The organism is Vibrio crassostreae (assembly GCF_024347415.1).
Lineage (GTDB): Bacteria > Pseudomonadota > Gammaproteobacteria > Enterobacterales > Vibrionaceae > Vibrio > Vibrio crassostreae.
In genome coordinates, this window is record NZ_AP025477.1 from 500,665 (window position 1) to 520,368 (window position 19,704).

The 19,704-nt window shown below is 44.8% G+C and carries 13 protein-coding genes and 1 pseudogene; 5 read left to right on the forward strand and 9 right to left on the reverse strand.

Translation table 11 applies throughout. From position 1 onward, the window contains the following. The first annotated feature begins 76 nt into the window (after positions 1-76). Both OC193_RS18020 and yegS read left to right on the forward strand, forming a co-directional pair. On the forward strand, positions 77-982 hold the full coding sequence (locus OC193_RS18020; protein ID WP_048660283.1) for a LysR family transcriptional regulator: 906 nt from the start codon (positions 77-79) through the stop codon (positions 980-982). Positions 983-999: 17 nt separating this feature from the next. Further along, entirely contained in the window at positions 1,000-1,905 is a 906-nt protein-coding gene (gene yegS / locus OC193_RS18025; protein ID WP_048663469.1) for a lipid kinase YegS, read from the forward strand. A 62-nt stretch (positions 1,906-1,967) separates the two neighbouring features. On the opposite strand, the gene OC193_RS18030 is transcribed toward yegS, so the two are convergent. After that, positions 1,968-4,442: a putative bifunctional diguanylate cyclase/phosphodiesterase gene (locus OC193_RS18030; protein WP_048663470.1), complete on the reverse strand. Its 2,475-nt coding sequence runs from the start codon at positions 4,440-4,442 to the stop codon at positions 1,968-1,970. Then, the gene (locus tag OC193_RS18035; protein WP_048663471.1) at positions 4,439-5,557 is read right to left on the reverse strand and encodes a substrate-binding domain-containing protein; all 1,119 of its coding nucleotides are present in this window, start codon (positions 5,555-5,557) and stop codon (positions 4,439-4,441) included. The genes OC193_RS18030 and OC193_RS18035 overlap by 4 nt, the downstream gene beginning before the upstream one ends. 80 nt (positions 5,558-5,637) lie before the next feature. Here OC193_RS18035 and OC193_RS18040 point away from each other — a divergent pair. Continuing rightward, positions 5,638-6,731, forward strand: a pseudogene (locus OC193_RS18040) (substrate-binding domain-containing protein). A 121-nt stretch (positions 6,732-6,852) separates the two neighbouring features. On the opposite strand, the gene OC193_RS18045 reads toward OC193_RS18040, so the two are convergent. Both OC193_RS18045 and OC193_RS18050 read right to left on the reverse strand, forming a co-directional pair. After that, entirely contained in the window at positions 6,853-8,535 is a 1,683-nt protein-coding gene (locus OC193_RS18045; protein WP_048663472.1) for an alkaline phosphatase family protein, read from the reverse strand. An 80-nt stretch (positions 8,536-8,615) separates the two neighbouring features. Continuing rightward, complete coding sequence (locus tag OC193_RS18050) at positions 8,616-9,404, reverse strand: formylglycine-generating enzyme family protein (protein ID WP_048663473.1); 789 nt, start codon at positions 9,402-9,404, stop codon at positions 8,616-8,618. Between the two features lie 137 nt (positions 9,405-9,541). On the opposite strand from OC193_RS18050, the gene OC193_RS18055 reads away from it, so the two are divergent. Beyond that, entirely contained in the window at positions 9,542-10,873 is a 1,332-nt protein-coding gene (locus tag OC193_RS18055; protein ID WP_048663474.1) for an anaerobic sulfatase maturase, read from the forward strand. 93 nt (positions 10,874-10,966) lie between these two features. Next, the gene (locus OC193_RS18060; protein ID WP_048660275.1) at positions 10,967-12,025 is read left to right on the forward strand and encodes a tetratricopeptide repeat protein; all 1,059 of its coding nucleotides are present in this window, start codon (positions 10,967-10,969) and stop codon (positions 12,023-12,025) included. Between the two features lie 193 nt (positions 12,026-12,218). On the opposite strand, the gene ggt is transcribed toward OC193_RS18060, so the two are convergent. From ggt to OC193_RS18085, 5 genes are all read right to left on the reverse strand, one after another. Beyond that, positions 12,219-13,949, reverse strand: coding sequence for a gamma-glutamyltransferase (gene ggt, locus OC193_RS18065; RefSeq protein WP_048663475.1), 1,731 nt, complete (start codon positions 13,947-13,949; stop codon positions 12,219-12,221). A gap of 257 nt (positions 13,950-14,206) precedes the next feature. After that, positions 14,207-15,271 (reverse strand): porin, encoded by a 1,065-nt coding sequence (locus tag OC193_RS18070; RefSeq protein WP_048663477.1) that lies wholly within the window; start codon positions 15,269-15,271, stop codon positions 14,207-14,209. 1 nt (position 15,272) lies between these two features. Then, positions 15,273-15,749: a hypothetical protein gene (locus OC193_RS18075; protein ID WP_048660272.1), complete on the reverse strand. Its 477-nt coding sequence runs from the start codon at positions 15,747-15,749 to the stop codon at positions 15,273-15,275. A 9-nt stretch (positions 15,750-15,758) separates the two neighbouring features. Then, complete coding sequence (locus tag OC193_RS18080) at positions 15,759-19,007, reverse strand: response regulator (protein ID WP_048663479.1); 3,249 nt, start codon at positions 19,005-19,007, stop codon at positions 15,759-15,761. A 214-nt stretch (positions 19,008-19,221) separates the two neighbouring features. Further along, entirely contained in the window at positions 19,222-19,596 is a 375-nt protein-coding gene (locus tag OC193_RS18085; protein WP_048663480.1) for a hypothetical protein, read from the reverse strand. Positions 19,597-19,704 lie beyond the last annotated feature (108 nt).

The following is a 19,704-nucleotide window of genomic DNA, read 5'->3' on the forward strand; positions in this document are numbered from 1 at the left end:
AACTTTAGTTATTCGCATCGAACATAATCGGCAGGTTCTCTACTATAGGGAACCTGCTTCTTTAATATGGAACTGTATGAAAAGTACCGAACTCAATTTAATTCCTATATTTGTTGCTATCTATGAAGAGCAGAACTTATCTAGAGCTGCTAATCGCATGGATATAAGCCAACCGGCGGTGAGCAAGGCGCTTGCAAGGTTAAGAGATATCTATGACGAACCACTGTTTCACCGTACCACTTCAGGCGTAGAGCCAACCACATTCGCTATTGATATCTATCCTGCAATGGCCGCTGCACTTAAAAACTTTACGTCTACTTTATCCGCATCAAGAGACTTCGATCCTAAAACTTCAGGCCGCGTGTTTTCTATTGCCTGCGTCTCGGCGGCGAGCTATGAAATGATGCCAAGAGTGATGCAGCTAATCAGCCAGGTTGCACCCGGTATCGCACTCGAAGTTCACCCTCTGTTTACGGAAGACTACGAGTCTGATTTAAGGCTTCAAAGACACGATGTGATCGTCGATATGACGCCAAAAGGAAGAACCATGCTTAAGCATGAGGTGATTTCTACAGAGGAGCTGGTGGTGGTGTGTCGCCAAGATCATCCTATCGTTGGCGATACTATCGATATGGAACAGTTCTTGTCACTTGAACATGTGGTTGTTTCTCGTTGGCATGCACGTAAAAGCTTATTGAGCTCTGAACACTATAGTGACCTAGAGAAACGCAGAATAGTTTATCGTGCGGCGGGTGTTGTAGAGATGCTACCTGTGATTGAAGGCTCTGATTACATCGGCGTGTTACCGATTTCATCGGTGCGTTGTTTTGCTAAAAAGTATGCTGTAAAAACACTGCCGTTACCATTCGAACTGGAAGACCTCGATATGTGTATGATCTGGCACCCAAGTCGTACTAACGAACCGAGCCACAAATGGTTGCGTGCTAAAATTAAAGCGGCAGCAAAGGACACATCAAGTTAGCCCCAAAGGACATGACAATGGACAGTATTCGCGCGATTTTAAATGGAAAGAAAGCCAATATCCCCGAGTTAAGACAAGCAGTCTTTGCGGCAAGGGATAGGGATATAGACCTACAAGTGAGAGTCACTTGGGAATCGTCGGATATGTTTCGTTTAGTCAGTGAAGCGATATGTGATGGTGTGAAGCGACTGATTGTGGCTGGTGGCGATGGCACGGTAAATGAAGCGGTGAATGCGCTTAACCAGTTTCGTGCGAGCGAGAGGCCGCAACTGGCGATTATTCCAATGGGAACAGCGAATGATTTTGCGACCGCGACTGGAATTCCTAGCGATATTGCTCAGGCGTTTACGCTTGCTTTAGAAGGGAAGGCGTTCGCGGTCGACAGTGTTCGTGCAAATGACCGCTATTTCATGAACGTTGCTGCGGCAGGTTTTGGCGCAGAAGTGACGGCCGAAACGCCCGTTGAACTTAAAGACTTTCTTGGTGGTGGCGCATACACGCTAACAGGTGTCGTCAAAGCGCTAGGTTTTAAACCTTACAGCGGCACCTTGACCATAGATAAAGGCACCTTTACTGGCGAAATCCTAGTGGGGGCGTTTTGTAATGGTCGCCTCGCGGGTGGTGGGCAAGAGCTTGCGCCCAATGCGCTTATTGATGATGGTTTGATGGATCTTACTTTGGTCAAAGCATTCGTTGCGTCTGATTTACCGAAAGTCATCGAAGAGCTCAAACACCCCGCTGACGACGGTAAACACATTGTTCACACTCAAGCACGTTGGTTAGAGATAGATTTCCCGCAATCATTGCCGATTAACTTAGACGGCGAACCTTATCGTTCAAACCAGATTCGCTTTGAGGTTATGCCTTCGAGCATCAGTTTGGTGCTGCCTGACGACAGCCCTTGTCTGGTAAAAAATCAGTAAACCGCTTCAGTCAGGTAAACGGAGTGATGAACCGATAAGGCCATTCACTCCGCTTAGATTCGTTATGCCTCTTTTTGTGTTTGTTCTGAGTTAAGCAAGAAGTAAGACACCCAATCATCAGTCGGCAATGGCTTTGCGAAGAAGTAGCCTTGCGCGTATTTACAACCTATTTGGCGCAGAGTCTTTACGTGGTTCTGTGTTTCAAGCCCTTCAGCAATCACAGAGAAATTCAGTATTTGTGCCAGCTTCAACACCGCACATGTGATCTCGTAATCGACCTTGGATGAGTTAATGTCTTCAATAAAGCTTCGATCGAGTTTGACGCAATCAGCAGACAAATTCTTCAACACCGACAGTGAAGAGTAGCCGGTACCAAAGTCATCGATTGCAATCTTATAACCTTTAGAATGAAGTACCTCTATGGTTCTGGAACAGGTTTCGAAATCTCGCATCATGTCTCTTTCTGTGATTTCGAGAAGCAATTGATGTGGCTGACAATCTGTTTCATCCAGTATCACTTGCAACTGTTCGGCGAGATCCGTCATATAGAACATTCTTGCTGAGAAGTTGATAGAGAAAATCACACCTTGTAGGTCGATACCTGAGCGTTGCCATTCAGTGATCAAGTTCGCTACTTTCTTAAATACCCATTTATCGATGTCGATAATAAGGTCACTTTTCTCTGCGACTTCAAGAAAATCGATAGGTGGAAGCAATCCGAGTTTTGGGTGACGCCAGCGAATTAAAGCTTCGGCTCCGATGATGTCTTGAGAATCTAAGTCGACTTTAGGTTGGAAGAATACTTCCAGTTCGTCGTTTGCAATGGCTTGATGAAGCCCCATGTTGGTTTCGATTAAGTCATTGACTTCATGGGTCATCTCATCAGCATAGACTCGGTATTGATCTCTACCATTACGTTTTGCGTGATACATAGCAGTGTCTGCATTTCGAATTAAGGTTTCACGATCTAAACCGTGAGTAGGGTACTCACATACCCCAATACTTGCTGAAACGAAGATAGAGTTATCATCAATATAGTATGGCTTTCTTAATGCTTGGTTTAAGCGATCAGCGATGGGTTCACCTTCTTCTAAACCAACGTTCGAATACACAACCAAGAACTCGTCGCCGCCCATTCTTGCGACAAAGCCCTTATCACCGACGAGATTGCTGAGGATGTCAGAGACGTTAACCAGCAAGTTGTCTCCAGGTGCGTGACCTAACGAATCATTGATTGTTTTGAACTCATCAATATCGAGATAAAACAATAAGAAAGGTGCGTTGTTCTCACTCGAGTGCTCGATTTCTTTGTCTAACTGTTTGGTTGCTAATAGTCGATTCGCTAAGTTGGTCAGCGGATCATGATGGGCAAGGAAGTCGAAGTTCTTCTTCTCCTCCGTGAGGTCTAAATAGGCTTCAGACAGTCTCGATGCCATGTTGTTATAGGCTTTTTCTAAGTGAGACCATTCGTCATTTCTGCCTAAGTTGATTGGGTTTTTGAGGCTTCCAGATTCCAAGCGGTCGAAGCCATGTCGCAGCGCATTGAGCGGTTGTCGAATGTGGTGTCTCACCACATGGTTAACAAGCAGCATCGATAAAACGAAAGCCGAGAAGCTCATGATGATGGCGTTCAATCGAGATAAACCGATCTCTTCTTCAAGTTGGTCAGTTAGCTCTAAAGCTTGGTTCTGTACGCGTGATTCGGTGTTCTCAACCATCTCCAACAAGTCACTTTGTGCCTCTAACAGCGAAGCCATTACCAACCAACGTTGTTCCAGATTAGCGCGAATTCGTTTTAAAGCGGCGTTGTACCGTTTTACGGTGCGGTGGATACGTTTCTTCTCTGCGATAACCGCAGCTGTTCCTATATCAACGTTCTCTAAGTGAAGTAAGAAGATATCGAGCTCTTTTTCTACCTCGATAAGCAACACTTTTTCTGTTTCTGGTGTGATACGGCTATGTATGTCACCAACCATTTTCCCCGAGGTGAGAAATGACTCTCGCAACATGTTGATGAGATCTAATTCATTGTTATAACGGATGAAGTTAGGTTGGTCTAAGTGCTTAAGTTTACTGTCGGCAATCGCAAATTCGAGCTGATCCAGTTGCTCGGCTAGTGCCGCGTCGATTTGGTTGGTCTGTTTTAAGATTCGGTTCAGTGCCAACGAACTGCCTAAGAAGCGGTGGAAGTTATCGATAAAGGCGTCGATCTTTTGTGAGAAGCCTTCATTGGTCGATAAGTCTCTTAAGCGTTGGAGCTGAAAATCGACATTGAAGGCTTCTTCAGACAAGGTGGTTTCACTGAACAGAAAGGTTTGCTCCAGCAACTTCACTCGAGAGGTTAATGTAAATACGCGACGGCTGATTTCAGAGTTGATAATCAAATCAGACACGTGCGTTGAGGTTTCAGTTTTGAGTGTCGACTCAACATAATATAAAGATCGAATCACCATGATCACCGCTAGGCTAACAATCAATAGTGAGAGCAGGTTCGACATGATGAGTCGCTGGGTGATGTTTATCTGACGTAATTTCATTGTGGCTTCCAAATTCTCAGATACGCTTCACGGTAGCCATTTTTAGGATCGTAAATCCCTTTGTCTGACTGGCTGATGAGCTCTTCAACATTCTCAGGTGTGACGAGATGTACAGGGGCAGAGTAGCCGCTAGGAGGCATCTGATTGAAGGCTCGGTTAAGCTCGTCGACAATCTGCCAGCCTTGTAAATATAAGGGTTCAGGAACGGTCGCCAGTTGGAATTGTCCGCTATAGATTCTTTTGTAGGCCGCTTTGCTGCCATCACCTGCAGAGATGTTCTGCGGGATCATTTTTAGCTCTTCAAGGCTCGACTCCAAAGAGGGGATCGCATAGTCGATGTACAAGTCGTTAATGGCCAATATGTGAGTGATTTTATCGTCGTACTTGTTATCAAGGTCTTTCAATGTCGCGGGCATTTGCTCAGCAATTTTGTCTAAAGGTAGGTAGTTGAGCTCAAGGACATCACAACTGCTGCAACGCTTGATGGTGTTAACCATAGCGTTGGCTTTGATCATCGCGATTTCATAATTAGGGTCGGTAAACACCACGGTTTTGGCTTGACCCTTTGAGTTGACGATGGCGAGTAGGGCAGCAACTTCCGCCACATCGAGTGGGTCGGTGGTGATGTTGGTGTATAAGCCAATCTCTGGGTTTCCGCCAACAAGTTCCGTCGCGTGCCATCCAATAACAACAATCCCGAGAGCTTCTGCCTGTTTCAAAATGGTTTTGTGACGAACTGCATCAATTCCGCCTAAAACAATGGCATCCGGTTCAAAACCAATCGCTTTTCGGATCGCTGCACCTTGGCGCACTTCAGAGCCTAAGCCATCAATGAATCTAAGGTGCCAATTGATGTTAGAGATGGCTTCAGATATGCCTTTGCCAACGCCATAGACGCCACCATTACGTAAATCAGAAGCGACGAAAATAACGTTCTTTTCATGACGCACAGCTGGGCCTTGTGTTGGACCATCCCATGTTCGTTGGTTGGAAACGGCACGCATCACTTTTTCTTCAGCGTAATGGAAGAAATTGTTTTCAGGATTACCCGCAAAACTCGGTGAGTTGCAAGTAGTAGCGAGCAACAAACTCGCAAAATGCACTAGCTTATTCATAAGGCTTATAAAACGCTTAAATTATTATCGCTATATATTTATAATATTGTTAATAAACATTCAAACATTTGGTAACAGTTATGCCGGGTCAAATTTATAAAAACGTATTGCCAGCCCTACTGACAGCTTGTTTTACCCTTCCTTTTGACGTAATTGCTGATGGGGTAAGGTCGGACGCAGATGTAAAGAAACTCGAAAAATTTCAAGAGACTGTGAGTGGCGAGCCGGTTTTGCTAGCACCAATGTCAGTAGAACAACCGGTCAGAATTGCCCTAATTTACCCAAGTGCAGATATTTCTGACTTTTGGACACGAAATTACACCGCATTGAAGGAAAGGTTGATCGCTTTAGAGTTGCCATTCGAGATCAGCGAGTTTACTTCAAGACAAATTGAGCACTCTTTGCAGACTCAATACACGGATCAAGTGTTGAATGCTGAGACGCCTTATGACTTCGTGATTTTTGGCCCTTCTGAACTGGGAATACAAGCTCAGAACATTCAAAAGCTATCGGCTTCGACAGAATTCAAAACCTTTATTTGGGCATTTCACACGCCAAATGAACAATGGAAACATCAACCAGACAGTTGGTTTGACTTCTCAAGTGCAATGGGCGCGGAAGTGCTGTGTGACCATGTGGTGCAAGAGTTGGGGAGTGAAGTCGAGTTCTCTGCCAATCGCGGGATCCCGGGAATCACGGACACTCAACGTTCACAAGGCTTCATTGATTGCGTGGAAGAGAAAGGTGACTGGTTAACGGTTTATGAGCATTTTGGGCAATATCAAAAAATAGGCGGCGCAGACGGGATCCGATTAGTGCTAGGTAACTTCCCTGAGGTGACCATGGTTCATAATGCCAATACGGCGATGACCAGGGCGCGGTCGATGCGTTGAACCAAGCCGACATGTTATCTGAAATCTATGTGACGGGTTGGGGCGGTACAGCAATAGAGATCGAGAAGATTCGTTCTGACGAGTTAGATGCAACACCAATGCGTATGAGTGATGACCTTGGCGTAGCGACAGCTGAAGCGATCAAGTTTCACTTAGAAGAGAGAGAAGCGGAAGTCCCGTTGGTCTATTTAGGTCGTATCACGGTTGTGCACAATAAGATGAATGACGATCAGCTGAATCAACTCACCAGAGAAGCGTTTCGTTACTCAGGTAAGAATTGAGCACGATTCAATCCAACATGCATGAAAAAAGAGCCGCTTATTCGTATGGAACGGAATAAGCGGCTCTTTTTATGTTAGAGGCTGTGTGAGCATGTTTGGCTCACAAACCTAATAATTGTGATTAGTCAGTAATCTCTTCTAGTACTTGCCCAATCGAACCACTTGGTTGAGTGATGCCTAGTTTGTTCGAAAGCGTCGGTGCAATATCGTATGGTGTGATTGGACGTGAAACCTTCTTAGCATCCACATCATAGCCTGCAAAAATCACCGGCACGTGCGTGTCGTATTTCCAAGGAGAACCATGAGTTGAGGCAATTTGCAGGCCTTCCATATCGTTAATGTAGCTACGCGGATCAAATACCACATACACATCGCCCGAACGAGCAGGGTGGTAGTTGTTCTTGATGAGCTGCATTACATGAGTATCAGGGACTCGGTTTGCCGCGATATCACTGCTTGATACGGCAAACGCAACGCCTTTTATTTTTGCAATCTCATCAGCAATCGCTTCTTGTACCTTAGCCAGGTCAAGTTTCTTCTCCGCGATTAAATCGTGATTCAGATAAATATAAGGCTGTGCATACAAGCGTATTGCGTCTTTGGATAAACCAAACTCATCCTTCAATCGTTTCTCTACGCCACTCGACAGCAACGTATCTTTGTTGAAGTACTGAGCTTGATTGAAACCCAGAGCATTTGCCGCAGGTGAAGATTCAGGTACACCGTGATCGGCAGACAATACAATTAACGTGTTCTCAAGGCCAACTTGGTTATCGACGGTTTTAAGAAGCTTAGCGATCGTCTTATCAAGTCGAATTAGGTTGTCTTCGGTCTCTAAGCTTTCAGGCCCGTAGAGGTGAACCACATAGTCGTTGGATGAGAAACTTACTGATAGGTAATCGGTGACTTCGCCTTGGCCTAACTTCTCTTGCATCAACAGCGTGCTTGCAAAGTTCTCTGTAATCTCATCGCCAGCTGGGCTGACGGTTAATGTTGTGCTGTAGTATTTGTAGCTTGCAGGGCCGTATGGGTGAGGGAAGGTGCGTTGGAAATCGCCTAACTTAACCTTGTGGTCCGTGTTGTGTTCTTGCAGGGTGTAGTTTTCACGTGGTAATGACAACTCCCACTTTTGCTTAGAGTATTGGGCTGCAATTTCTTTTTCATTCCAACGAGATACCCAAGCTGGGTATTCGTCATAGTAATAATTACTGGTAACAAATTCCGATTGTGCTTTCGAGAACCAGAACGCTTTGCCACTGTGTCCGGCAAGGGAGATCGCACCTCGATCTTTTACTGAGACACCGAAGACTTTAGATTTTCCGCTATTGGAAATCATCAGTTCGTCACCAAAGGTGGTGGCAAGTATAGGCTCTGGAGAGCGACCATCACCTTGTGCTGTCTTTTGCGTTGGGTCGATCTCGGTTGCTTTATCGACACCCGCCCCTGAAGTCAGCATCTTGTAGTTACCGTCTTCTACGTTATACACCAAACGTTCTTCACTGCGGTCATACCAAACATTCCCTACCATGCCATGAACACTCGGTGGAGCGCCTGTTGCAAGCGATACATGACCGACAATGGTTTCTGTGTTGCCGTGCTGGTAGTTCGCATTGGTGTAGTAGGTACCATCATCCATTAAGTACCGAAAGCCACCTTCACCAAAATTATGCTTGTATCGTTCAATGAGGTCAGCGCGTAGACCATCAACCGTGATTTGAAGGACAAGGTCTGGCTTTTCTGCAGCCGATGCAGGAAGAGCGCAGAGTAACGCGAGTGTAAGTCCTGAAAGCTTGGTGTATTGCATAGAGTTTCCTTATTCACTGTTGCCGTAGCGTTCTAACGTGTGGTCAGATTTTTAACGTTGAGGTAGGGTTATTCACGTATCTAGTTCGCATCTTTAACCAACCGCAGTCCCATGTCCGACATAGTGATTGATTGGCTTGCGAAGTCACGACGGTAACTTTCAGATTCATTTGCGTCATAAGCAAAGCTGCCACCGCGAACAGACTTGTGCGATAAACCTACGTCACTGTGTTTAGCATTGTTTGGATTGTCTGTTGGACCGAATCTGTAGAAGGTGTCATCGAAAGCATCAATGACAAACTCACCAACGTTTCCTGTCATGTCATATAAGCCTAGTTCATTTGGCTTCTTTAGCCCGACAGGATGCGCGCTATTTTTTGAATTTGCTGAGTACCACGCAACATCATCTAAGTTGTTGGAACCACTGTAAGTATAGCCTTTGCTTTTGTTGCCACCCTTCGCTGCAAATTCCCATTCCGCTTCAGTCGGTAGGCGGTATTCTTCACCCGTTAATTCATTCAACTGTTCAACGAAATAGTTCGCTTGTTGCCAGCTTAGGTTATTGACCGGAACTTGCGGGTTTTGGAAATAACTGAGAGATGAACCCATCACCGATTCGAACAATTCTTGAGTCACCTCAAACTTCGCGATGTAGAAACTATCTACAGTTATATCTCGTGCAGGTCGCTCGGCTTTGCTTGCTTCAGGGAGGTTTGAACCCATGGTGAATGTACCGCCTTCAACCAACACCATCTCTTGGTCGATTTGTTGGGCGATAGGGTGTGTAGGCACGTTTGCACAGCCGCTCAGGAAAATAGTCATGGTGACGCTGCTAACTGCTGCTAAATGTTTGTAATTGAAAAATTTCATCACGTGCCTCAAATGTTCGAAATAGGCTGTGATTCTAACGTTTAAGGTCATTCCTATTGGTTATAAAGGGTATAACATGCCACTGACTTTATTAGGAATTATGATGGGAACAAGATAATAAGATAGGTAGGTAAATCATGCACATTACTCAAGGTCCACAATATAACGGTAAAGCGTCTAAGCGCCTGCATGTTATGGCTAAGCCGATTGGCGCAGCGTGCAACATTGACTGTAAATATTGTTATTACCTAAGTAAGCAAGATTTGTTGGAGTACAAGAAAGGCAGTTCTCCAAGAATGGATGATGAGACGCTAGAGACTTACATCCGACAATACATCGAAGGTCAAAATACGCCTGAAATCATCTTCTCATGGCAGGGCGGTGAGCCGACCATGTTAGGTTTGGCTTATTTTGAGCGTGTGGTTGAGCTACAGAAAAAGTATCAACCCGAAGGTGTGTTAATTTCAAATGACCTACAAACTAATGGCACATTATTGAATGACGATTGGGGTAGATTCTTAGCAAAGAACAACTTCCTGATTGGTTTAAGTATTGATGGCCCTGAAATGCTACACAACGCTTACCGTACCAACCGAGCGGGTCGTGGTACATTCAAACAAGTGATGGCTGCTGTCGAGCTGCTACACAAACACCAAGTCAAATTCGCCACGCTTACCTGTGTGAATAACCTGACCAGTCAAAATGCACTCGAAGTGTATCGTTTCCTACGTGATGTGGTGAAGTCTCCACAAATGCAGTTTATTCCTATCGTAGAACAGAAAACCTTTAGAACCGTTGCACCGCAAACGTCTCAAGTGAGTGAGCAACTCAAGCAAGGTGACAAGCGTCTGATTCCGGGCCACAAAGATTCGATCATGGAATCATGGTGTGTATCGGACTTAGCGTGGGGCAACTTCCTGATCGCTGTCTTTGATGAGTGGGCGAAGCATGATATCGGTAAAGTATTTGTTCAGTATTTTGAAGCGAGCTTAGAAACGTGGATTGGTCGCCCAAACCCGCTTTGCACCCTGAATGAGATCTGCGGTAAAGGCTTAGCGATGGAGCCAAACGGCGATGTGTTCTCTTGTGACCACTATGTTTACCCTGAATATAAAATTGGCAACATCCATCACGAGAAGCTTGATGACCTAGCATACAGCGCACCACAACAAAAATTTGGTTTCGCTAAATCACGCACACTGACCAGTCAGTGTCAGCAATGTGACTACAAGTTTGCTTGTCATGGCGAATGCCCTAAAAACCGCTTTATCAAAACTCGTGCGGGTGAGCCGGGATTGAACTATTTATGCGCGGGCTGGCATAAGTTCTTTTCTCATGTTGATAAATCGATGGCGTATATCGCGCGTGCGATGAGACACCCCGTTGCTCATGGTAAGTACAGTGATTCTGTGATGATGGCGCGTCGAGCAGAACTGGCAAAACAAACGACGTTTGAGACTAAGTTTTAAGTCAAGTTCTAGGTTTAGAGTTATCGATCCTAACGAAATTTAATCAGATATGAGTCTAGGGACGGGCTAAGTTCTCCAACTTAAGGTAATACTATGATCAAGAAGAGTTTAGCGACAGCGGTTGCTTTATTGGTTTCAACGTCCGCATTGCTATCAACGTCAGCAATCGCAGCCAATGGCGTTCAACAAACCGTTGATGCACCAGCACAAAATATCAATCAAGTGCTTGAAATGACGGACACTCAAACCCGCATTCAACAGTTGTCTTACATGGCGCAAGATCAGAATCAGTCTATTGAAAACCGTACAGGTGCACTGCAAGAATTGGCAGCTTACCCAAGCCAAAACGCGCTGGTGGCTGTGGCTAGAGGCTTGAAAGATAAAGACCCTGAAGTTCGCGAAGCGTCTGTTATTGGCTCTGAACCTTATCAACTAGAACATCGCTGGGCATTGGTATCTCCGCTGCTTAAAGACAGCGATACCATGGTTCGCCATACGGCAACATCGAATCTAATTCGTGACTTTAATGCCTTAGATGAACAACAAAAAGCGCAAATCGAACCACCAGTAAAAGAGCTGATCAGTTTCCTAGAGACGCAAGAATCAGAAAAGTACCAATTGCTGTTTGCTGATGTACTTCGCTGGCACAACGAGTGGGATAAGGCGGAAACGGTTTATCTAGAACTCATTAAAACGCATCAAAAAGAGCCACAAGTTTGGTTAAGCTACGCTGATAATTTCCGAGCGCAGAAAAAAGACCAACAAGCGGTCGATGTATTGGATCGCGGCTTGAAACATGTACCCGACAACGCAGCTCTACATTACTCTAAATCATTAACTTTGGTTCGCCTTGAAGACAAGAGCGCAGCTGCCAATGAGATTGAAGTAGCAGCTAAGTTAGCTAAAGACAACAGCTACTACTGGTACCTCAATGGAGTATTACAAGAAGAGTTAGACATCGACAAGTCGACTAAATCGTTCGAGAAGGCGTATTTGATCTCTGGTTCACCAGAGCAGCTATACGCAGTCTGCGACATTTACGTACGCTACGGTAATGAGAAAACAGACGAATGCTTAGTTGAGCTTGCGAAAGTGGCGCCGGGCTACGTGATTGATCAGCTCAAAGAGAAACGAGTAGCGCCAAGCTCATAATATTTGAGTGAGTCGATAAACTGAAAAGTAGTTATTGAAAAGCCAGTCGAATTATTCGACTGGCTTTTTTACATTTAGTGTCAACTCATATCAAGACGGGTCATAGAGTTCTGTTTGGAGTGTGTTTTAGAATAAGAAGTAAGTTAGAGGCGTCTAAAGTGGGTGAGCTTGTTCGCTCACCCATTTTGTTAAATCATTCGCCCATTGAGGTGGATGCGCGACGTCTGTCTGTTGCGCCGTGGATCTTGCCATCTTTGATTTCAATGGCATTCAAACCGCTGACCACTGGAATCACATGCACTGGATAACCAAGCTGCATAAATTCTGGGACAAGCATTTCAGCGTAAGTCATCTTCTCAACTAATAAACCTGTTGGGTCATAAGGTTTGGTTCGATCAATTTTAGTGCCGTACTGAATGTTCGGCAGGTCAATTGCTTCTTGTGCGGAGAGATCCCAATCGAGAACGCCAACAACGGTTTTCAACACGTAACCTGGGATTTGCGAACTACCCGGAGACCCGACCACTAAGCGCAGGTCGTCTTTTTTGTCGATCACCATTAACGGCGTAATCGCAGAGCGAGGACGTTTGCCTGCTTCGATAGCGTTTTGTGTCGGCTTACCATTGATGGTTGGTTTGGTTGAGAAGTTGGCCATTTGCGCGTTAAGAATCACGCCGTCGACCATTACTCCTGAACCCATGCCTGTGCCGACTGTACTTGTCATTGCAATCGCATTTCCGTCTTTGTCGATAATGGAAATGTGTCCGGTATCTTGACTCTCAAAGCCTTGATACTGCGCGTATTCGGTATCGGTGACTTTCCCCGCTTTAGGGTTGTTTTGAGCAATGCCACTTTCAGGGATCAGTTTGCGTCGTTCATCGATGTAGGATTTGTCGAGCAGGGCATTCACAGGGGCTTCAACGTAATCAGGATCGCCCGCATAAGCGATTCGATCGGCTTTGGCGATTCGCATTGCTTCCGTCATTAAGCGCCAAGGTTCCACATCGGTTTTTGACATGTCTGCCAAGTCGTAGGCCTCTAGCATTTCAAGGCTTTGAGCAACCATCACGCCACCAGAGGCAGGGTAGCCAAACGAGACAATTTTATTGCCTCGATAGTCGCTTTCGATAACCTCACGTTGTTTGACTTGGTACTGTTTAAAATCTTCGATAGAGAGCTTAGCGTGCTCTAAGTCGATACGGCTGTTGACTGTTTCTACGATGTGCTTACCAAACTCGCCGCCATAAAGGTATTTGTCACCTTGTTGAGCAATACTGGTCAGTGTGTTGGCAAGCTCTGAATTGGTCATCAAAGTGCCTGTTGGTTTAATCTCGTCGTTATTCCAATAGAGTGCTTTGATTTCTGGATCTTCAATCAATCGTTCTTGCTCACGAACCACGATGTCATAGGTGTAGCTGTTCATTGCATAACCTTTACTGGCAAGCTCAATGGCAGGCTGAACAAGCTCTGACCATGGCAGTTTTCCGTATTGTTGATGAGTGCTATAGAGCAAACGGAGCGTGCCGGGAACCGCGACAGATCTTGGTCCTAAAATCTCATTTCGACTGAGTGCTTTTCCATCTTCCATAAACATATCTGGAGTCGCACTTGAGGGCGCTTCATCTCGACCATCGAGAGCAAGAAATTGGTCTTTGTCTTGCTGGTAAAATAGCGCAAAAGTACCGCCGCCGATCCCTGTCATATCCGGTTCTACCACCGACATGGTCATTTGCATCGCAACCATTGCATCAATTGCGTTGCCGCCTTTTTTGAGTATCGAATACCCAGCACTGCTTACATATGGATTAGTTGCACTTACCATAAACTCTTCGCCACTTTCATCTGGCGTAATTGGAAAAGGATTTGGCTCAGCCGCGAAACCGACCGCTGAAACCAAACTTAAAGATAAAGTAGCTATTCGCATGCGTTCTCCGTTTAAGGTATCTGTTTATTCGCTCTAAGATTGACCGAGCAAGGGCGGTGAAGTTCGGGAGTTTGCAGCCTTTTTACACAATGCTGACCGCTCTGACATTGGAATAAAACTAACTCAATACTCTTCGTTGAAACGATAGTTACGGTGTATGTTTCGATAGGTTGGACTGAAAAATGACAGCGATAAAAAAGCCCAAGTTGATTGTTCACCTTGGGCTTCCTTTTTAATGACGATTGTTCAATTCTAGGTTAGAAAACGAAACTCAACATGATGGTGTAGAGTACGGCATCGGTATCATCTGTCGGTTGGTCAATGAATGCGCCTCTAGACTTTCTTGATTCAAAATACTGTACTTCGCCATTTAATGAGACATTTGGTAGCACGTCATAATCAACACCGACGAGATAGCTATTGCCGTTTAAGTGTTCATGATCATCAAACTGTGCACCATAAACGATGTAGGGTGTGAACACGCCTAAATGATAACCAAGACTCGCATACATCGATGAGGTGATATCGCTGATTTGTCCTTCGCTGGCGAAAATGGCTTGGCCAAATTCGTACTCGGCACCTAACGACCAAAGCTGAATGTGTTGGTTATCTTGCTCAGTTTTGAATGGGGTTGGTACTCCAGGAATTGTCGTGGTGACCGTTTGATCAAAATTTGAATCAAGGAAAGATAGGTTCCAACGATACGAGTCGCCACTTAACTGCAGGTTCGCCCCGAATAATCGGTTGGTTTCGAACTCAAGATTGGTCGTTGAGTTAAATTCGACGTCGTTTTTGTCTTTGATGCCGAAGAATGGAGAGAGAGACAAGCTCGCTTCATCGCTCACATCATGAGTCCAGCTCACTTTGATACCATTGAAGGCAGTAATACCTAATACGGAATTGTATACCTCTGTTGGTGGTCTTGCTGTCATATAGGCTTGGCCGACATAGTAGTATTCAGAGGCAAGGAACAGTGGCAGTCTCAATCGACCGATGCTGACATCAAAGTCATTGAACTCATAGCCAAGGTAAGCCCATTCAAGCTGAGGGTCGCTCCAATCAAACTGTGGTGCTTTTACAACTTGCACTGACGCTTTGAATGAGTTGTAAAAGTAGTCCAACTGAAGCCCAAACGTGGTGTCGCAGTCGTAACAACTCTCATCGGTAAAGCCATTATTAATTATTAAGGGAGAATCATTGTCTGACTTGGCCCAAGACGTTGAACCAAAACCGCTTAAGGATAAATTATCGGTAAGCTCAATGACGGCAAAGGCTGGAGAGGCTAATGAAGCACATAGCACTGACGTAATTATTTTTTTCATGTTATTTCTCCGAGCTTATAACGTAGAGAACGTTGGCATTTTCAGGAACTGAAGAGAGTGGGGAGTAACCGATACGGTTGGGCTTATCATCAAGCCAGTCAACCAAACTGTCTGTTGAGGCAGCTTTGATCTCCCGTGGGTAACGTGCTTTCCCTGAGAAAGACAGCCCAGCCCAGTGTGCATTCATTTGAGCGGCGTTTTTCCCCAGTAAAAGCTGATAAAAGCTCTCTCGTTCAGCGCTGTTTTTAGGCCAATCAGACAGTTCAACACGCTTGCCATTAAGGCGTTTGGTTTTCCCTCTGTATAATTTTCTCGCTTTGTTTATCGATATCGCTTCAAATCCAGAATCTAAAGAGAATATTGCGTACTCCTCAGCAGCGTGAGCAGGGCTAAAGAGTAGTAAGCTACCGAGCAGTCCAATCACTGCTGGTATGACACTACTGCGTTGGGCAGTTTTTATTGTTCTGAGCCAATCCATTGGTTTCTCCTAGCAGGTCGCACTTTCAATTTGATGGAAGAGTTTTTCTTTTCTAACGGGCTTCGCCACATACCCATCCATGCCGGAATCGAAGCACCTTTGAATATCATCGTCGATAACGCTGGCGGTTAACGCGATGATCGGCGTTTTATTTAAGCCTAAGTTTTTCTCGTGTTCTCTGATCTCCCTAGTTGCGGTGAAACCGTCCATCACGGGCATCATGCAGTCCATTAAAATGATGTCGAAACTGCTGTCGTTTTGGTACATATCCACAGCGATCTGTCCGTTATCCGCAATTTCAAAGGCGTAGCCTCCTTTAGTTAACATGACCGAAGCAACTTTTTGATTCACTCGATTGTCTTCAACTAGGAGGATTCTTTCTGATTTACTCGGCACCGTATTTTGCTCGGATGTTTCCGGTAGCGTTTGTTTAACGTTGGCAGTAGCCGTATTCGAAGTGCCAGTCTTCGCAGTCGAACTGGAGTTCTCGGTGCGAATTGAGGTAACCGTTGATGTGGTAGGAGTAGGTGACCCATTGTAAGTTGCGAGTAATGGCATCGCTTCAATCGCGGCTAGCACTTTCTCTTTCAACACTTCAAACTTGAACGGCTTTGGAACGTAATCGTCCATACCGACGTCAAAACATTTCTGGATATCATCGTCTATCACACTGGCTGTGAGGGCTATGATAGGGATACGGCGCGTGGATTTGGTCTCTTTTTCTACACGCCTGATGTTCTCTGTTGCGGCAAAGCCATCCATCACAGGCATCATGCAATCCATCAATATTGCTACGTAGTGTGGGTTAGCTTTGAACATGTCGACGGCTTCTTGACCATTATTCGCAAATTCAAACTCAAAGCCACTTTTGCCAACGTGTAAGCCTGCTATTTTCTGATTGATCTTGTTGTCTTCGACAATCAGGATTTTTTGTTGGGTCGGCGCAGCTTCCTGTTTACTTTCCGATAGTTCAGCTAGGCCTTGTGTGTCGCAAAGTTCAATGGCTTTAATTAAGCGCAAGCCGAGTAGGGGTTGCGATACCTGAGCCGTAATACAGTTGCCAATATCTGCAGGGTCACTTAGGAATGATCGAATCAAACAAATAGTCGCGCCATTTTGATGGAGTTTATTTAGGCTTTCTGAATAGTCACTCGCTTGGAATGAATCGTCTTCAGCAAAAATTACGGTGATTGGTTTATTGTGTTTTTGAGTTACGAGCTGTTGTGTGATCGTAGCTGTGTTACTCACTTGCTGAGTAACCTTCAAGCCGTAAAGGTTAAGATCCCATTCTATGCGTTTAGAGAGCATGTTCTCGTTACCTAGAACATATATGTCAGCTGTTGCTGTGCTTGGTTTCGGTAGCATAATATCGACGGGTAATTCTAAGTCGAAGTAGAAACAGCTGCCTTCGCCCTTGACGGAGTCGAGCTGAATCTGGCCACCCATCAGTTCAACCAACTGTGTGCTAATGGCTAGGCCAAGACCAGTACCTCCGAATTGACGTGTGGTTGAATCATCTTCTTGAGCAAAGGGTTCGAATATTTGTTTCTGTTGTTGTTTGTCGATCCCAATACCGGTGTCTCGTACAGCAAATCTAAGGGTGACACTATTTTCAGACTTGTCGAGTGTTTGAATTGATAGGGTGACACCGCCTTCTGCAGTAAACTTCACCGCATTAGACATGAAGTTCATTAGGATCTGTCTTAAGCGGTGATCGTCAATCATCACACGAGCAGGTGTGTCAGGGCTGATATCAACGTTGACTGAAATTTTTTGTTCTTTCGCTTTTGGCGCCACAATAGAGGCGATGTCGTATATCGATTCTCTAACGGATGCTGAGTGTGGACTGATCATTAGCATGCCAGATTCAATCTTAGAGAAGTCCAAGATGTCGTTGATTAGGCTCAGTAGCAGTTGGGACGAGGTCTCAATCGTATCAACATAATCGCGTTGGGTCGGTGTGAGAGGGGTGTCTGCAAGAATCTCAGAAATACCAATAACGCCATTGAGTGGGGTACGAATTTCATGAGACATATTAGCTAAGAAGCTACTTTTCGCTTTGCTGGCCTGTATTGCGTGATCTTTCGCTTGTTCGGCGTCCTCTTTGGCTCTCTCAGCGTCTTCTTTGGCTAGTGTTAGTTTCTCTTTAGCGAGCTCTCGCTCGATGGTCAATCGTTTAACTTGTTGAGCAAATAGGCTGAGCTCATCTTTACCCTGAATTAGTTTGTCTAAAGAAGGGCGCTGTTCAGCGTTTTCGCTTTTTAAGAAAGCCAACACCAAATTGAGGTTGTTGGTTACTTGTCTCGCTAAACTTAAGGTTAGCCCCATGACCATGGCTGCGAGCAGGGCAACGATGGAGATAAACAGTGTTCGTTGCACTTGCGCATCTGAGATGGCTTGCTCAACCTCTTGTTGGAACTCTTGCTTAATCACATTGCCAAGGCTTTGCAATAAACTGAGTCGAGCGCTCATGGCCTCTAATCCGACAGAAATCTGCTGTGGATTTAATTGATTTATAGCATTGAGGTCGAGCAAGGCGCTTCTTATCTCTTGGCTTTGCGCAAACACATCGTTTCTAAAGACTTCAACCATCAATGATACTTGATGTTCGTTGGCATTCAATGACACAAAGCGTTCGAGGAACAGTTGTTGTCTTTCACTCAGAGTTTCGATCTGTTCAGCGAGCTCTGGATCGTATTCTTGGTTGTTTTGAAATATTTCAATGAGTGAGGTACTTAATTTGAACTCCTCATTAGACCAAAACATTAGCCATTCAAGCTGTTGTAAAGCAGTGAGGTGTTGTTGGATGCCACGTTTGGTGTTTTCGAAAGGGACTTTTTCTATCTCAAGGAGCAACTGTTTGTACAAGTCACTCTGCCATTCAAGAGCATCCAATTTATCGTAACTGTCAGTGGCTTCCATCGTTGATAGGGTCGCTTCACTGAAGTCAGCAACCAGTTGGTTCATTTCATCAGAAGTGTCTAAAAAAATAGCTGGAGAAAGCGTTTTTAGTTCTGCCTTTACTTGGCTGCTTTGTGTCGCGAACTCTTCAGGGCTAAAAGCCAGAGTACTCCGATATAAGACCGAGATATCTTGAAGATACACAGATAACTGATTGGTTCGCTCAAAATCGGTTAACTGAGTCGTTAAGATATACGCTTGTCTGCCTGCTAGAAAGAGCAGTAGTGAAATGGGAAGTAGAACTAAGCCAAAGAGTTTATGTTTGACTGAAAGGTTATTCCAGACCGTAATCGTCATATAAGGATCCATCCAACTATTTTTATATAAAAACAGTAGAATAAAAATTCGGATATGGAAACCTTGAAACGGTAAATTTGATGGAAGTGTGGGAGGGATATAAGTTCTTGTGATTCCAGAGCTTATTTTGAAATATGTTCTCTTACTAGTAATTTATAGCGTTTGGTAGTCTGTTTGATTTTTATGCTTATTGATGAATAGCTTAAAAAGCGAGTTAATGAGGGCGATTTTTATCGAGACTTAGTTCAAACAGAAGTTGCTCCAACACCGTTTTTGCAGAGGGTTCTAACGCCCAAACACCGAGCATTCTGTTCAGTGCAGCGCGGTACACTCTGTTTTTGAGTAGGAAAGCGAGCGTATTTGTATCGTTGCTCAAAACATGTGTTTGTACGACGGTCAGTTCTGCTTTGTTCTCGATATCGATTTTCTGAAGATTGAAAGCAGGGAGAAAGGCACACTCATACCAAACCTCAACGATCTCTCGAAGTTCGAACTCCTCTTCAGGTACATCGCAGTCCTGAAGTTGATGGTTTTCAGGAATTGCGGATAAGTAAGCTACATCAAGCTTGTCTGCAACGAATGTGTACATTTGCTTCCTTGTTATCGGTGATTTTAGAGCGAATCATCTCTCTCACTTATGTTTTTGTCAATTACATCCATTTATCGAACGAGTAATCTATGAGTAAGCATCGCTGTG

Bases quoted from the DNA above. Each gene is read 5' to 3' on its own strand.
- OC193_RS18070 (WP_048663477.1), bottom strand. From the start codon at position 15,271: ATGAAAAAAATAATTACGTCAGTGCTATGTGCTTCATTAGCCTCTCCA.
- OC193_RS18085 (WP_048663480.1), bottom strand. From the start codon at position 19,596: ATGTACACATTCGTTGCAGACAAGCTTGATGTAGCTTACTTATCCGCA.
- OC193_RS18060 (WP_048660275.1), top strand. From the start codon at position 10,967: ATGATCAAGAAGAGTTTAGCGACAGCGGTTGCTTTATTGGTTTCAACG.
- OC193_RS18080 (WP_048663479.1), bottom strand. From the start codon at position 19,007: ATGACGATTACGGTCTGGAATAACCTTTCAGTCAAACATAAACTCTTT.
- OC193_RS18050 (WP_048663473.1), bottom strand. From the start codon at position 9,404: ATGAAATTTTTCAATTACAAACATTTAGCAGCAGTTAGCAGCGTCACC.
- OC193_RS18055 (WP_048663474.1), top strand. From the start codon at position 9,542: ATGCACATTACTCAAGGTCCACAATATAACGGTAAAGCGTCTAAGCGC.
- OC193_RS18045 (WP_048663472.1), bottom strand. From the start codon at position 8,535: ATGCAATACACCAAGCTTTCAGGACTTACACTCGCGTTACTCTGCGCT.
- OC193_RS18075 (WP_048660272.1), bottom strand. From the start codon at position 15,749: ATGGATTGGCTCAGAACAATAAAAACTGCCCAACGCAGTAGTGTCATA.
- OC193_RS18020 (WP_048660283.1), top strand. From the start codon at position 77: ATGAAAAGTACCGAACTCAATTTAATTCCTATATTTGTTGCTATCTAT.
- OC193_RS18030 (WP_048663470.1), bottom strand. From the start codon at position 4,442: ATGAAATTACGTCAGATAAACATCACCCAGCGACTCATCATGTCGAAC.
- ggt (WP_048663475.1), bottom strand. From the start codon at position 13,949: ATGCGAATAGCTACTTTATCTTTAAGTTTGGTTTCAGCGGTCGGTTTC.
- OC193_RS18035 (WP_048663471.1), bottom strand. From the start codon at position 5,557: ATGAATAAGCTAGTGCATTTTGCGAGTTTGTTGCTCGCTACTACTTGC.
- yegS (WP_048663469.1), top strand. From the start codon at position 1,000: ATGGACAGTATTCGCGCGATTTTAAATGGAAAGAAAGCCAATATCCCC.